Annotated in this window: 13 protein-coding genes and 1 pseudogene; 11 read left to right on the forward strand and 3 right to left on the reverse strand. The window is 50.0% G+C overall.

Annotated elements, in window-relative coordinates; genetic code table 11:
- The first annotated feature begins 243 nt into the window (after positions 1–243).
- The 4 genes from AFK62_RS13095 (at position 244) to AFK62_RS13110 (ending at position 5,985) form a co-directional block, all read left to right on the forward strand.
- Complete coding sequence (locus AFK62_RS13095; RefSeq protein WP_053531956.1) at positions 244–2,241, forward strand: BCCT family transporter; 1,998 nt, start codon at positions 244–246, stop codon at positions 2,239–2,241.
- Between the two features lie 461 nt (positions 2,242–2,702).
- Positions 2,703–3,068, forward strand: coding sequence for a hypothetical protein (locus AFK62_RS13100; RefSeq protein WP_007678367.1), 366 nt, complete (start codon positions 2,703–2,705; stop codon positions 3,066–3,068).
- 10 nt (positions 3,069–3,078) lie between these two features.
- Positions 3,079–5,175 carry a pyrroloquinoline quinone-dependent dehydrogenase gene (locus AFK62_RS13105; protein WP_007678368.1) on the forward strand — a complete coding sequence of 699 codons (2,097 nt, stop codon included), beginning with the start codon at positions 3,079–3,081 and terminating at the stop codon, positions 5,173–5,175.
- Between the two features lie 327 nt (positions 5,176–5,502).
- Entirely contained in the window at positions 5,503–5,985 is a 483-nt protein-coding gene (locus AFK62_RS13110; protein WP_007678369.1) for a glutathione peroxidase, read from the forward strand.
- Positions 5,986–6,013: 28 nt separating this feature from the next.
- On the opposite strand, the gene AFK62_RS13115 is transcribed toward AFK62_RS13110, so the two are convergent.
- The gene (locus AFK62_RS13115; RefSeq protein ID WP_050555049.1) at positions 6,014–6,955 is read right to left on the reverse strand and encodes an AraC family transcriptional regulator; all 942 of its coding nucleotides are present in this window, start codon (positions 6,953–6,955) and stop codon (positions 6,014–6,016) included.
- Positions 6,956–7,049: 94 nt separating this feature from the next.
- Between AFK62_RS13115 and AFK62_RS13120 the strand changes: the two genes are divergently transcribed.
- The 3 genes and pseudogenes from AFK62_RS13120 to AFK62_RS21350 all read left to right on the forward strand — a co-directional run.
- Positions 7,050–7,820: an SDR family oxidoreductase gene (locus tag AFK62_RS13120; RefSeq protein WP_007678371.1), complete on the forward strand. Its 771-nt coding sequence runs from the start codon at positions 7,050–7,052 to the stop codon at positions 7,818–7,820.
- Between the two features lie 228 nt (positions 7,821–8,048).
- The gene (locus AFK62_RS13125) at positions 8,049–8,618 is read left to right on the forward strand and encodes a hypothetical protein (RefSeq protein WP_032984762.1); all 570 of its coding nucleotides are present in this window, start codon (positions 8,049–8,051) and stop codon (positions 8,616–8,618) included.
- A 601-nt stretch (positions 8,619–9,219) separates the two neighbouring features.
- A pseudogene (locus tag AFK62_RS21350) lies at positions 9,220–9,363 on the forward strand (IS630 family transposase); the annotation flags it as partial.
- A 73-nt stretch (positions 9,364–9,436) separates the two neighbouring features.
- On the opposite strand, the gene AFK62_RS13130 reads toward AFK62_RS21350, so the two are convergent.
- A complete protein-coding gene (locus AFK62_RS13130) occupies positions 9,437–9,925 on the reverse strand; it encodes a hypothetical protein (RefSeq protein ID WP_129232767.1) in 489 nt (162 codons plus the stop codon).
- A 503-nt stretch (positions 9,926–10,428) separates the two neighbouring features.
- Here AFK62_RS13130 and AFK62_RS13135 point away from each other — a divergent pair.
- Together AFK62_RS13135 and AFK62_RS13140 are read left to right on the forward strand one after the other, a co-directional pair.
- Complete coding sequence (locus AFK62_RS13135) at positions 10,429–10,821, forward strand: cell envelope integrity TolA C-terminal domain-containing protein (RefSeq protein ID WP_369834725.1); 393 nt, start codon at positions 10,429–10,431, stop codon at positions 10,819–10,821.
- A 165-nt stretch (positions 10,822–10,986) separates the two neighbouring features.
- Positions 10,987–11,433, forward strand: coding sequence for a GNAT family N-acetyltransferase (locus AFK62_RS13140; protein WP_007678374.1), 447 nt, complete (start codon positions 10,987–10,989; stop codon positions 11,431–11,433).
- A gap of 359 nt (positions 11,434–11,792) precedes the next feature.
- On the opposite strand, the gene AFK62_RS13145 is transcribed toward AFK62_RS13140, so the two are convergent.
- Positions 11,793–12,356, reverse strand: coding sequence for a TetR/AcrR family transcriptional regulator (locus AFK62_RS13145; protein ID WP_007678375.1), 564 nt, complete (start codon positions 12,354–12,356; stop codon positions 11,793–11,795).
- A gap of 85 nt (positions 12,357–12,441) precedes the next feature.
- Here AFK62_RS13145 and AFK62_RS13150 point away from each other — a divergent pair, with 85 nt between their 5' ends.
- Both AFK62_RS13150 and AFK62_RS13155 read left to right on the forward strand, forming a co-directional pair.
- Entirely contained in the window at positions 12,442–13,185 is a 744-nt protein-coding gene (locus AFK62_RS13150) for an SDR family NAD(P)-dependent oxidoreductase (RefSeq protein ID WP_007678376.1), read from the forward strand.
- Between the two features lie 266 nt (positions 13,186–13,451).
- Positions 13,452–13,946 carry a DUF523 domain-containing protein gene (locus AFK62_RS13155; RefSeq protein ID WP_032984764.1) on the forward strand — a complete coding sequence of 165 codons (495 nt, stop codon included), beginning with the start codon at positions 13,452–13,454 and terminating at the stop codon, positions 13,944–13,946.
- The last annotated feature ends 138 nt before the right edge of the window (positions 13,947–14,084 follow it).

Consider the following 14,084-nt stretch of genomic DNA (forward strand, 5'->3'; position numbering starts at 1 on the left):
TGAAGGGCTTGAGACCACAGAAATGACGAAAGTGGGAGGATGTGCAAAAAGGGGGAGAAACGGGGTCAATGCTGCTGGCGATATATTTGGTCGCGGGCCAGGCTGGCGAGAAGCCAGCTCACCTTGTCTGGGTGGTTCCAGAAGCGAGCATTAGCGACTGCATAAGCCGCGTAAATTTGCTACCCTGAAAGAGTTCATCCCTCTCATCCAGAGCGGTTTAAGCTTCAATGGAATACATAAAATATGAGTGAAAATAACGCTATCCCAAAGCAGTCTCAAAGCAAGATTAACAAAGCGGTATTTTATACATCTGCTTTGTTAATTTTCCTTCTTGTTGCCTTTGCAGCAATCTTCCCGGACGTTGCCGACAAAAATTTTAAATTGTTGCAGCAGCAAATATTCACCAACGCCAGCTGGTTTTATATTCTCGCTGTTGCGCTGATCTTATTGAGCGTCACGTTTCTTGGTTTATCACGCTACGGCGATATTAAGCTCGGCCCCGATCACGCCCAGCCCGATTTCAGCTATCACTCCTGGTTCGCCATGCTTTTCTCAGCGGGTATGGGGATAGGCCTGATGTTCTTCGGTGTGGCAGAGCCGGTCATGCACTACCTTTCTCCACCGGTAGGGACGCCTGAAACTATCACCGCAGCCAAGGAGGCGATGCGGCTGACATTCTTCCACTGGGGACTTCATGCCTGGGCTATCTATGCCATTGTTGCGTTGATCCTGGCCTTTTTTAGCTATCGACACGGCCTGCCGCTGACGTTGCGTTCAGCGCTCTACCCTATCATCGGCGATAAAATTTATGGGCCGATAGGCCACGCGGTGGATATTTTTGCTGTTATCGGCACCGTTTTTGGGGTCGCGACCTCGTTAGGGTATGGGGTGTTGCAGGTAAACGCCGGGCTCAATCATCTTTTTGGGGTTCCCATTAGTGAAACGGTACAGGTCATCCTGATCGTGGTTATCACCGGGCTTGCGACCATTTCCGTGGTGTCAGGGTTAGATAAAGGCATCCGCATCCTGTCCGAGCTTAATCTGGGTCTGGCCGTTTTACTGCTGGCCCTGGTGCTGTTCCTGGGGCCAACCGTGCTGCTCCTGAAATCCTTCGTGGAAAATACGGGCGGCTATCTCTCTGAAATGGTGAGCAAGACATTTAACCTTTACGCTTATGAGCCCAAATCCAGCAACTGGCTGGGCGGCTGGACATTGCTGTATTGGGGGTGGTGGCTGTCGTGGTCTCCCTTTGTCGGTATGTTTATCGCTCGCGTCTCCCGCGGCAGGACCATTCGTGAATTTGTAACCGGGGTATTATTTGTCCCGGCGGGCTTCACGCTGATGTGGATGACCGTTTTTGGTAACAGTGCCATTTACCTCATCATGAACCAGGGCGCGACCGATCTCGCGAATACGGTTCAGCAGGATGTGGCGCTGGCGCTGTTCAATTTCCTTGAGCACTTCCCGTTCTCTTCTGTGCTGTCGTTTATTGCCATGGCGATGGTCATCGTTTTCTTTGTAACTTCCGCCGATTCGGGTGCGATGGTTGTCGACACGCTGGCTTCCGGCGGCGTCACTAACACGCCCGTCTGGCAGCGCATTTTCTGGGCCTCGTTAATGGGGATTGTGGCGATTGCCCTGCTCATCGCAGGTGGGCTTAGCGCCTTGCAGACCGTTACCATCGCCAGCGCGCTTCCATTTTCCATGATCCTGCTTGTCTCCATTTACGGGCTTCTCAAAGCGTTGCGTCGTGATTTAACCAAGCGCGAGAGCTTGAGTATGGCGACTATCGCGCCGACGGCTGCCCGCAATCCTATCCCGTGGCAGCGCAGGCTGCGCAACATTGCCTATTTGCCAAAACGCTCACTGGTTAAACGCTTTATGGATGAGGTTATCAAACCGGCCATGACGCTGGTTCAGGAGGAGCTGAATAAGCAAGGGACGCAAAGCAAAATCAGCGATGACGCAGACGATCGTATTCGCCTTGAGGTCGATTTAGGCAATGAAATGAATTTCCTCTATGAAGTCAGGCTGCGGGGTTACAACTCCCCGACGTTCGCTCTGGCGGCTATTGATACCGATGAGCAGCAGGCTGAGCAACACAGATATTATCGTGCAGAAGTTTACCTCAAGGAGGGGGGGCAGAATTATGACGTGATGGGCTGGAATCAGGAACAGCTTATTAACGACATTCTGGATCAGTATGAAAAACATCTGCACTTCCTGCATCTGATACGCTAATACTCCCGTGCCGCCAGCTATGGCGGCATTTTTTCATCTCCCGCACGTGATTATCCGGCAATACATGAAATTCAGCGGAGATTTCTTAAACGCTTTTACAGGTTGAGCCACAAATGACCCGCTTCATTTTCCTCGGTCGTCGATAGCCTGATGGAGAAATAAAGCAGGCATTATAGTCATTCAGAAAGGCAACGTTTCAGAGCGGCCTGCCATGATTTATTGGCGCAAACCTAATGCCCTTACGCCGTATCATTACGGCCTCAGGCGGAAGCTTTCTGATTTTCCCGCGATATAACTTCACCTCATTATTAAAAACCTTCTTCTATACTCAGTTGCGTTCAGTGAACTATGCCGCTGTTTTCCACCTCGCCTCTCTGGCTTTAACCCACGCAAGTGGCAGCCGCATAAACCACGGACGTCATTTATTGGCACATTTTCATTTTTGAAGGGGACTTCCTGGTATGTTGCATTCTCAACCCTCACGCGTCGGCAGCATATTGCTTCTGCTGGCCGCGGTCATCGGTTTCGCTGTGGCATTATATGCCTGGCTCACGCCACTGACAGGCGTCACGGGCACCATTGGAGCACTGGGTGTCGCTATCGCCTGCGCGGTGCTGGCCATACTCACTTTTCTTTTACGTGCCGCCTCCCGCCGCGGGCCGCGCATTTTCCTGATTATTGTCACCCTCGTGGTGTTGTTTGGTAGTGGTTTTGCCGCTGCGCTGCTTCACCAGTACATCATTACGGCGGCCATGGTCGTCGGCCTGGTTGGTCTGATTGCACTAAGCAGCAATTCCGCACGCCACAATCAACACGTCAACGCCTGAGGAGCCACCCGTGCATAATGATAAACACTCGCCTTCCATGAAACTGAGTCTGGTGGCGCTGGCGCTGTTAATAGCTCCGTTTACGTTACAGGCTGAAGATAAAGCTGCTGAAGCCTCGCAGGGCACGCAGGAAGAACTTAATGTGGACGCCGCCGATCAGCAGGCGCCAGGAACCACAAAAACCACCGATGATGCCTCACCCGACAAAGCAGACGGACAGAACGTCGCGTCAGCCAGCCAGCCGGCAACGCCACTCGTTCCCTCTTCTGCCACCTGGGATAGCTTTCACGGGCAGCTTAACGCACAGAAATACAGCCCCCTGACCCAAATCACGCCGGAAAACGTTGGGAAACTCACCAAAGTGTGGGAATTTCATACCGGTGACGTCTCGGATGGTAAAGGCGATACGCCCGCGACCGTCTGGTCGGCAACGCCCATTTTTGCTAACGACACGATCTACATCGGCACGCCTTTCGATCGCCTGATTGCCCTGGATCCGGGCACCGGGAAAGAGAAGTGGCACTATGACACCAAATCATCGCGCAAAGCTCTGACGCAGCCGGTGCTGAAAAACCGTGGCGTCTCCTACTGGCAGGCAAAAAACCCAGTGGCTGGTGAAGCCTGTCAAAAAATCGTCTATTTAGGCACCGTGGATGGCAAGCTGTTCGCGCTGGACGCCGATTCAGGCAAACCGTGTACCGGCTTTGCAGACAACGGCGTGCTGAATGTAAACCAGTGGAATACTATTAACGCCAAATTCCCGCTCTCTATACTGCAGCCGCCTACCGTGGTCGGTAACCATCTGCTTGTCGGCTGGGCTGGTAAAGACTGGGCCTATGCAGAAGCGCCTCCGGGCACCATATTTTCAATCAACGCGCAGACGGGCGAACGTGAATGGACCTTCGAGGCTATTCCGGAAGAGATCCGCAAACAGACGGGTACGGCCAACGTCTGGACGCACATGTCCGCTGACGAGGCGAATGGTCTGGTTTACCTGCCGGTTTCATCTCCCTCCCCCAACTACTGGGGCGGCAATCGTGTAAAAGCGATTCCGCTCGGCACCTCGACCACTGCGCTTGATATCAACACGGGTAAAGTGGTCTGGTCTCGCCAGTGGGTGCATCACGACGTGTGGGATTATGATATTAACTCTGCGCCGACGCTGATGGATATCACGGTCAACGGCAAAGCGATCCCGGCGCTTGTGCAGGCGACCAAGCAGGGCTTCCTGTTTGTGGTTAACCGCCTGACCGGCGAGGATGTGTGGCCTATTGAAGAGCGTCCTGTTCCGCAGGGCGATGGCTCGGTGAAGGGAGAAGTCCTTTCGCCAACGCAACCCTTCCCGACCCGGCCAGCCCCGCTACTCGATCAGTCCAAAAAGCCGGAGATCTGGAAGCTCGCGGATATCGTCGGTGCCGGTCAGTGCTCTCGTCTGTGGGATAATCTCACCTACGAGGGAATGTACACACCGCCCACCACCAAAGGGGAAGGCGCACTGACCTACCCGGACAGCGCGGGTGGCGTCCAGTGGGGAGGCGTGGCGTTCGATCCGAAGAAACAGATCGCTATCGTCAACACCTCACATATCGTGCAGTACGTGAAGCTCTATAGCCGCGAAGATTACGATAAAGCGGATAAAAGCGCTGGCAACGAAAACGGCTTTGCCCCGCAGGAAGGCGCGCCGTACGGCATGCGTCTGCTGGTCGCGAACAACTGGCTGGGTATGCCATGCTGGCAGCCGCCGTTTGGTGAAATCGTGGCGCTTGATATGCACACGGGTGAGGTGAAATGGCGTCGTCCGGTTGGCGCATCGCAGCAGTACGGCTTCTTTATGCCGGAAAGTTGGGGCTCTCCCACCATCGGCGGTCCGGCCATCACGGCGGGCGGGGTGATCTTTATCGGCGCCTCAATGGATGCCAAAGTACGCGCCTATTCCGTTGATAGCGGCGAAGAGTTGTGGTCCGATCAGGTTGAGGCGCCTGCGGTAGCGAACCCGTCGGTCTATGAGTACAAAGGCCGCCAGTATGTGGCATTTGTCGCCGGCGGTAATACTATCCTGAAGGACCAGGTCGGTGACCAGGTAGTGGTTTACGCGCTGCCTGAATAATCTTTCATCACTATCGATGAAAACAGCATGGGGCCTGCGGGCCCCATTTTAATAGAGGTAAAACCACCCTTCCTGCCTGCCCGCCTGGTTAACCCGCATAAGCTTTGCTGTGGGGAATAACGCATTCCCGATAGCGATGTTTACGCATTCGCAGCGGTAAGAGTTGGAGGATTGCCGGGCACAGCCTCTATTACCGTGCATAGTATTTTTGCATATCGATGTAGTGTTTAAACGTAAAGGGTGGCGCTGTGCCAGAAGCCGACGTGTTAAAGACAGGCACCTGTCATCCATAACGCCTGAAAAAGGCTCTGCTTTGAGGTTTCTGATATGACGACTTTTCATGAACTTACTGCCACCAGCCTGCAGGGTCAGCGCATCGCTATGGCCGACTATGCGGGTAAGCTGGTGCTGGTGGTTAATACTGCCAGCCATTGCGGTTTTACCCCGCAATACGCGGGCCTTGAAATGCTCTACAACAAGTACGCCGCGCAGGGGCTGGTGGTGCTTGGTTTCCCCTGCAATCAGTTCGGCAAGCAAGAGCCCGGCGGGGCCGACGACATTGCGCAGACCTGTTACATCAACTACGGCGTGAGCTTTCCGATGTTTGATAAAGTGGAGGTCAACGGCCCCACCACGCACGCTGTGTTTCGTTACCTGAAAGGCCAGTTGCCCGGCATACTGGGTGGGCGCATTATGTGGAACTTCACTAAGTTCCTTATCGGACGCGACGGCAAGCCGCTACAGCGTTTTGCACCTCTCACCTCCCCGGAGAAAATGGAAGCCGCTATCCTTGCTGCGCTTGAAAAATAAGAGTTTCTGCCGTTCGGGCCCTTCACTTTTAGAGAGAGCCTGACGCCCCCATTCTCTTCCTGGCAGCCTCGTCATTTGCATTGCGGCGTCGAAACTCGCCCGGCGGCATGCCTGTGTATTTCGTGAATGCGACGTTAAACGCACTCGCAGACTGATATCCTGTTCGAAAGGCAATCTGCTCGATTTTATCTGTGCCGCTTACCAGGGCTTTTCTGGCGAGCGACATTCGCCAGAAGAGCAGGTATTGCATAGGTGACATGCCGACTGTCTCGCTGAATATGGCAAAAAAAGAGGAGCGGGACATTGCGCAGTCACGGGCAAGCCGCGCGATTTGCCAGTCAGCGCCGGGGTTTTCATGAATAAGATGCAGCGCTGTGGCGATCTTTTCATGTTGTAACCCCCTGAGGATGCCTGCCGTTTTCGACAGTTCAGGATCGCTGCGCAACGCTTCAATCAGTAACAGTTGCAAAAGCTGCATCAATACTGCGTCGCGCCCCGGTCGCCGGGTCCGGCTTTCGTCCAGCAGAAGTTCAAACAGCGTGACGAAACGCCGTTGCCCTTTAATCAGGATCTCGTTGGGGAGTAAAGCGACGATAAGTGGTTTGTCCGGCGTGTCGAATTCACAGTGCCCCACATACATGAGAAGTTCAGCGGGCCCGGTTGTTGAACCAATTCTTACGTGTCCGTCCCCAGCGAAGGCTGGCATCGTCATGTCTGCGGGCGGAGAACTGCCCGCATTGGTGTTCTCAAACGTGTACGTTGCCGGTATCAGAACAAAATCACCGGCAACAAGCAGTATGGGAGCTTTACCATTAATACGCATCAGGCATTCTCCCTGCAAAACCGCACAGTAAAAAGCCTCTCCCGACGACTCCCGGACAATACGCCACTTACCCGCCCCCTCCACGAGTTTTGCATGCGTTGGCCTTGGGTTGAGTAACGCAACAATATCGGTTAACGGATCTGACACTGGACTCTCTCTCAATATAAGTGGATTTTTGATTATATATTGTCCAGGCATGGAGAACTATGATTGCTGCTCTGACCAACAGCGAGGATTTACCATGCCGACTGCACTGATTACCGGATGCTCTTCAGGTTTTGGACTGGCAACAGCAAACCTTTTTTTAGCCAAAGGGTGGGACGTGATTGCCACAATGAGAACGCCTGATGCGACCCTTTTTCCTGAAAGCGACAGACTGAAAGTATTGCCGCTGGATATCACGTCAGAGGAGAGTATTACCCGTGTGGTGGAAAACGCGGGCGCGATTGACCTGCTGGTCAATAATGCAGGCCTGGGCGCACCTGTCCCCGTTGAACTGACGCCCCTGGCGACGGCGCAGCAATTAATGAACACCAATGTCCTGGGCACACTCTCGTTAACGCAGGCGTTTCTCCCACTGATGAGAGAGAAAAAATCCGGGGTCATCATTAACGTTTCTTCATCCGTGACCACCAAAGCCATGCCGCTGATTGGCGTTTATCGTGCCAGCAAAGCGGCGTTGAATGCATGGAGCGAATCATTAGCCATCGAAGTCAGGCCTTTCGGTATTCGCGTTCATGTGGTGTTACCAGGGCGTTCGCCCGAAACAAAGTTTGGCGAAAATGCACGGGCATATTTTGGCGGGCGAGACGATCCTGCCTATGGAGCAATGGTGAATGCGTTTATCGAGATGGCTGGCAATTCTCAGTCGCCCGTCACGCACGCCGACGATGTGGCACAAGCCATTTTTACGGCCGCTAACGATCCAAATAGCCCGCTGTACACTGCCGCCGGTGAAGATGCGGCGCAATTTCTCACCGAAGCGCAGCACCGTTCCCCTTTTTCTTATTAATAGCGCAGGCGAAGATGTGACACATGAGGAAAGAGAGGGGAATTCCCTCTCTCTGTTTTTCAACTGTGAGCAGCGAAAGCGTAGCCTGAATGTGCTTAAGGCTGCTTCGTGCCAGAAGCGGCAGTTTAAAATTCAAGTAGAAACAGGAGACATATTAAAATTGATAAGTTAAAATAGCCTTACGTAGCAAAGCCAGCTTTACCTTTTGATACCCACAAAAATATAATAATGAATAAAACTTATTACTTTGAAAATAAATATAGGAAATGGTCCATTATAACCATGATGTGCATCATTATGGGTGGATGGTTCTTGTATATGGCGTGGGCATCAAGTATCTCCAGTAAGACGGTTTTACAAAAGTCGGTGCCTGAATGGATAACGTATATTTCTTTTGGCGCATTGATTGGAAGCTTATCTTTTATACGCGCTGTTTATCTTCGCACTTTTAACAAAACATTAAAGTATCTTTGTAATGCATTCTTTGGCGGTTTTTGCCTGGGGTTTGTATTGAGCTTAAACTGTTACGATGTGTATGTTTATCTCTTCCCAGATAAAATCATTGGCTATCAATCCGAATATGAGATTGTCTTCCCAGGGCCATCGATAGGTAAGTATGGGCATTGTGAAGCAGGTATCTGGTTAAAAGATCAGAACACCACCAGATGGATACAGCTTTGTACAAACAAAGAATTTCTGCGCAACCACCGTAAGCAAGGAATGACAGGTGTATGGGTAACAGCGCGTGTAAATAAAACAGGAACTTACATCGTGAAATACGAATTTATTTATATATAATTGAATCAATCTGAAGCTATTACAATCGATTAGGTTGCTATCTTTTTGTCGCCTGTGAAAATGAATGATAGCCGCAACACCGCTTCCTCGCTGACAGCAGATATATTAGCTGAACAACATGCTGAAAAAAAATTTTCCCATATATCGCGCCGAAGACGACGCGGCAATTAATTTTAATATGACCTTTTAAATTTAAACTCCTTGCCAGAAAGCGATGAGCTTATCTTGAGGACAGACTTCTTAGCACAACCGCCGCGGGTTGAATGTGAATTGAGTGCATCCGAAAAAGCACTGGTACCGTTACTGACCGCAATCAGAGATTACGCGAGACATTATCCTAATGAGTCAAAATTTCTTTGATTCACAAATGATATTTCAACGTGACAGAATCACATGCTAAACGCTGAAACAATATTTCAAAAAGGATGGGTTCTCCTTCTGTTAAAACATGGTGTAACCACATTTCCAGTGAATGATACGAGTATATCTGCAAACTTCCGCTGTTCGCTCAAAGCAGACCTCGCGGCGCTTTAGGCGGTCCGCTTCGTGCCAGGAGCGGACATTGCTAAGAACTGAACGTACTAAGCGGTGGGGGAGGTCAGAGCGGCTATGGCAAGTGCTGCATGACACGATAACCCACAATTATCAGCACCTCTCAATGTGGCAATTGTTGAAAAAAGTCCGTCACCTTATGGATACCGTCAGTCCGTTCCCAGGTAGAAAACATGGACTGACAAAAGCGTAGCGGTATTAGGACCACTTATTTAGATTATCCCTTGCGATTCATAAATTATGGTGACGGCTAAATAATTCACAATTTAACAGGATAATTGTCGAATAACTTCGTTCTGAACTTCTGATGGTAAAGATTCAACCATATTAACTATAGCAGTAACAGTCTGTCTTTCTGTTGTCGTAAGATTGATGCCATCATCATCTCCGGTTGGCAATATAAAAATCTTGGCGTTTATGTGAAGCGTACGATTTGCATGGAAAAAAACTTCTTCCATAACTTCGTGAATTTCAGATAATTGTGCTTTATTTGGTGCCTGGCGGAATCGCTGGAGAACGCGCTCAGTTTTCTTACCATCAAGGTCATCAGCCACAAGATATGAATCAAAATCAATGTCTTTGTAGCCAATATATTTGCTCGGAGCGAAATACCACTTCATATTAACATAGCATGCATACCAACACCGTACAAAACTCAAACGCTCTGTCATTTCATGTTCTGGATACTTTTTAATTTCATCATACCAGTAGACAATGTTACGAACAGCTTCGGAAGGACAATCGATAAGTTCCATAATTTTAGTCTATTAACTCTGTGGGGTGTGCGATCACTCTATACAGAATTATGAACGCCGTCAATGGTTCATAATGTACATAATTTAATTGACTGATCTCTATGTCAATTTTATCATCAACGAGCCAGATGTTTTAGGCTCACGCGGTCGTGTCATGCACACAGACCTGAAAGAGCAGGAAGTTAGAAAGTAGGCATACACGTTTTAGTTCCACGTACATTGAATTACACCTGTTTGTGTAGTCAATTTGAGCAGACCACAAAAGTGGCTACTTCCGCACCTCGCTCATAGCGGACCTTGCCACGACTGCATGTCCGCTTCGTGTCATAAGCAGACATTTAAAAGTTGCTTGAGGTTATCAATAGGGAGTCAGTAAAAGCTTAATCACGACTTCGTCATCGCCAGAAAAGGCAGTTGAAAATATGCCCGTAATGGCAAAATAATATATCAATATTCATGACGAATTTAATGGAATAAGGGTGAAAGGAGTGAGGACAAATGAAATGCTAATGAAACTTTTTATGCTGGCATTTGTGGCCAGTCTGGTAACAGGTTGCACGCCATTAAAACCTTCCGTATGCCATAAAACTACTGCAACGGCTAGTTGCGGTTCTGGCAAATGGGGTGATCATGATGAATGGGGGGCGCAAGCGCGGGCTATCAGAGCAGCGATAAATGCAAAAATTGCTGAACCACAAATCTGGGAAGGAAAGAAATGTAGGTTGCATATAGAATTTGCGCAGAATGGCATGGCTTTAAAAATATCAACTAGCGACGGTGATAAAGCATATTGCGAAGCGGTAAAATCAGCAGCCCAGAAAGCCACATTTCCTGCCTTCACGAATCAAGAGGTATACCGCGATTTTGAAAAATCTCGATTTGATTTGCGCGGTTAGCCATTCCATAGACATGAATATGTCCGCTTTTCGCTCATATCTGACCCGACAACCCCAGTCGGGTTCGTTACGCCCCTGAAACTGACGTTGGCACCCCACACAGTGACAAATACTTCCTTACCGCTAGTATGATGATGGGTGGTCAATTAATGGTTAAGAAAAGTCATGATAACGATTGAACAAGGGACACAAATTCATTACCCCGTGTTGTTAGACGTCTGGGAATCATCGGTACGTGCTACGCATAATTTTTTACAAGAGCAGGATATTCAAGCGCTCCGTCCTCTGTTACTGCATACGTACTTTCCTGGTCTGACTATAACGATTGCTCGTCATAGCGGTGACGACGCTATCCTGGGTTTTATCGGGGTAAGCGAAAAACGCATTGAAATGCTCTTTGTGGATGCAGAGCATCGCGGAAAAGGTATTGGGAAATCCCTCTTGCGATATGCTATCGATGCGCAGGGTGCTGACGAACTCGACGTAAACGAACAGAATCCTCAGGCGGTTACCTTTTATAAACAGAATGGATTTGTCACTGTTGGTCGTTCTGACGTTGATGGACAAGGCAGGCCATACCCTTTATTGCAGATGAAGCTATTGGGTACATAATCTTTCCGGGCAGAATAAAGCCTGGCTCTCGCTTATATGAGGCAACCATCATCACTTCTCCTGTCCCGGTGGGGATTGAGCATGACAATATCGTCCCGGAATAAAAGCTGCATTATTGACCAGAAAAGGTCTCTTCTGAACGCTCATATTGGGGAATTCGTACCCGCTTTGAACAGGAAGGAAACGTTCGCGATGTGCTCTGTTTAACAGGGCTCTGAGCAGTAAACGTCAGGGCTATGATCTGGTTAAGTCAACAATGTCTGATGTGGCCTATGGGCGCGCTGTTTCGGGGAGAGCGACAGCGTTGCAGCAAAAAAGTAGCCTGTGACAACGCGGATGTTAGTGATGAGTATCAGTGGTTATATAACCGCTTTTACGGCAATGCCATTCAAGAACAAATCAACCAGATGACCAATACGAGATTGAGATGCCTGACCACTTTCAATTGCAAAAGAAATGGCCGTTATCACGTAGATAAAATCCTCGAAAGTGACATCGCGGCGGATGGTGCCAGCCTCTTGCCCACGCTGCAGTAATCGATGACCTTCAGCTGTGATGGCATTACATCCGGGCGTCCCGCATTTAATAAACGTTCCAATCGAAGCCGCAAGACTCTGATACGTGCTCGTGTAGGTGGCTAGTTCTTCAAGAAACATTCTCACCGCAGCGCCAGGGTTCAATTCTGCGTCGCGCATCCTGCTTTTTTCGGCCAGCGTCAGAAAACGTTCATTGCTGGTTGCGGCGAACAGCGCCTCACGGGTGGGGAAGCGACGATAAAGCGTACCGATGCCGACGCCTGCCTTTTTGGCAACTTCTTCAAGCGCAACCCCCGCTCCTTTTTTTAGAAATAGCTCCTCGGCGGCAGACAGGATAAGTACACGGTTTTTCTGCGCATCCGCCCTAAGAGTTGGTTCATCACTCACTTTATTTTCCTCTGCGGCTTGTTAAGTGGAGTATGCCTCCATATTATAAGTGGAGCAATCCTCCACTTATTTAAGGATCCGGGAAATGACTAAACGCTTTGAAGATAAGGTTGTCGTGATTACAGGGGGCAGTGATGGCATCGGCTTCGCGACGGCAAAACTTTTCGCCATCGAAGGTGCGTACGTATACATCACGGGCCGCCGGCAAGAACAGCTCGATGAGGCAGTGAAAAAGATTGGTCACGGCGCGGTTGGCGTACAGGGTGACGTTACTGACTCGGCTGATGTCGCCAGGCTTTACAAGCGGATCCAACAAGATCACCAAAAGGTAGATGTCGTATTCGCCAACGCGGGCATTTATGAGGTTGCTCAACTCGATGCCGTTGAAAGTAAGCATTTTGACGCTATCTTCAACGTCAATGTGAAAGGCGTCGTGTTTACTGTACAGCAAGCACTACCGTTGATGGGCGCTGGCGGGGTTGTGGTCCTGAACGGCTCCATCGCCGGGAGTAAAGGTCTGCCAGGTCAGTCGATATATAACGCAAGTAAGGCTGCGGTGCGCTCGTTCGCTCGAAGCTGGACGAACGATCTCAAAGAGCGAGGCATCCGCGTGAATGTTGTTTCTCCGGGGGGAACAGAAACGCCTCTGATAAGAAGTTATCTCGACTCAAATCCAGGCGTCGAAGACGCTTTAAACAAAGGCGTCCCGTTAGGGCGATTAGGGGAGCCGAGCGAGGTAGCACGAGCCGTTCTCTTCCTTGCATCTGCCGAAAGTAGCTTTGTCGCCGGACATGAGCTTTTCGTCGATGGCGGTGTGGCCGCAGTCTAGGGTTACGGTAAGCCTGCTCCGGTTCGATGCGCCGAATTATGCAATTGAGTTCGTAGCCTGGTAGAAAGCCGCCGTGAGGCGGTTTTTTTATGCGTAGTCGTAACGCCCTCCCCGCTCGTACCAGGCAGTGCTCTCGCGGCTGGCTGCTGTAAGGCAGAAGCGGACATGGCTTTTGTTATGGTGCGTTATCCATTAGCAGCCGGATGAATGGATAAATATAAATTGTTATAATTCAGGCATCCTTTTGCCCTAATTTTACTTTAATAATGATAAACAGAATTTTGGTCAGTGCTTGCCTGATGGGGTTTAAAGTGCGCTATAACGGAAGTGAGAAAGCCCCCATGCAGGCTCAGCTGGCGCGCTGGCAGAAGGAGCAACGTCTGGTGGTCCACTGTCCTGAGCTGGCTGCCGGCTTATCAATACCACGTTCCCCGGCAGAGATTGTTTTTGCTGATGGTAAAGACGTAATGCGGGAGCAAGCCAGAATAATAGAAAGCACAGGAAGTGATGTGACTGAGCATTATCAGCTTGCAGCCTGGCTTGCCTTACGCACTGCCCAGGAGTCTGGGTGTACTGCTGCATTATTAACTGATGGCAGTCCTACATGTGGAAGTCAGTTTATCTATGACGGCTCTTTTAGTGGTAAGCGTAAGCCTGGTATGGGAGTTGCAGCGGCGTTGCTCAATGAACATGGTATAGCAGTATTTTCTGATACGCAGCTCGCTGAGCTTATTGCCTGGATTAAAGAAAGAGAAGGCTGAATACTCACAACACACGCCATCTCCCCCACAATTTAAATTCTAAGTATCCGGTGTATCACTCATAGGCTGGCCACACGTCAGGCAATCGTGAATTTTCATTGAAGGCATCCGGTTATCAGACGGCACAGAATGTGGGAG

The sequence above is a fragment of the Cronobacter condimenti 1330 genome (assembly GCF_001277255.1).
Lineage (GTDB): Bacteria > Pseudomonadota > Gammaproteobacteria > Enterobacterales > Enterobacteriaceae > Cronobacter > Cronobacter condimenti.

Coding starts and splice junctions, on each gene's coding strand:
- AFK62_RS13110 (WP_007678369.1), top strand. CDS start 5,503: ATGACGACTTTTCATGAACTTACTGCCACCAGCCTGCAGGGTCAGCGC.
- AFK62_RS13120 (WP_007678371.1), top strand. CDS start 7,050: ATGCCGACTGCACTGATTACCGGATGCTCTTCAGGTTTTGGACTGGCA.
- AFK62_RS13135 (WP_369834725.1), top strand. CDS start 10,429: ATGCTAATGAAACTTTTTATGCTGGCATTTGTGGCCAGTCTGGTAACA.
- AFK62_RS13150 (WP_007678376.1), top strand. CDS start 12,442: ATGACTAAACGCTTTGAAGATAAGGTTGTCGTGATTACAGGGGGCAGT.
- AFK62_RS13155 (WP_032984764.1), top strand. CDS start 13,452: ATGATAAACAGAATTTTGGTCAGTGCTTGCCTGATGGGGTTTAAAGTG.
- AFK62_RS13125 (WP_032984762.1), top strand. CDS start 8,049: ATGAATAAAACTTATTACTTTGAAAATAAATATAGGAAATGGTCCATT.
- AFK62_RS13100 (WP_007678367.1), top strand. CDS start 2,703: ATGTTGCATTCTCAACCCTCACGCGTCGGCAGCATATTGCTTCTGCTG.
- AFK62_RS13130 (WP_129232767.1), bottom strand. CDS start 9,925: ATGGAACTTATCGATTGTCCTTCCGAAGCTGTTCGTAACATTGTCTAC.
- AFK62_RS13140 (WP_007678374.1), top strand. CDS start 10,987: ATGATAACGATTGAACAAGGGACACAAATTCATTACCCCGTGTTGTTA.
- AFK62_RS13095 (WP_053531956.1), top strand. CDS start 244: ATGAGTGAAAATAACGCTATCCCAAAGCAGTCTCAAAGCAAGATTAAC.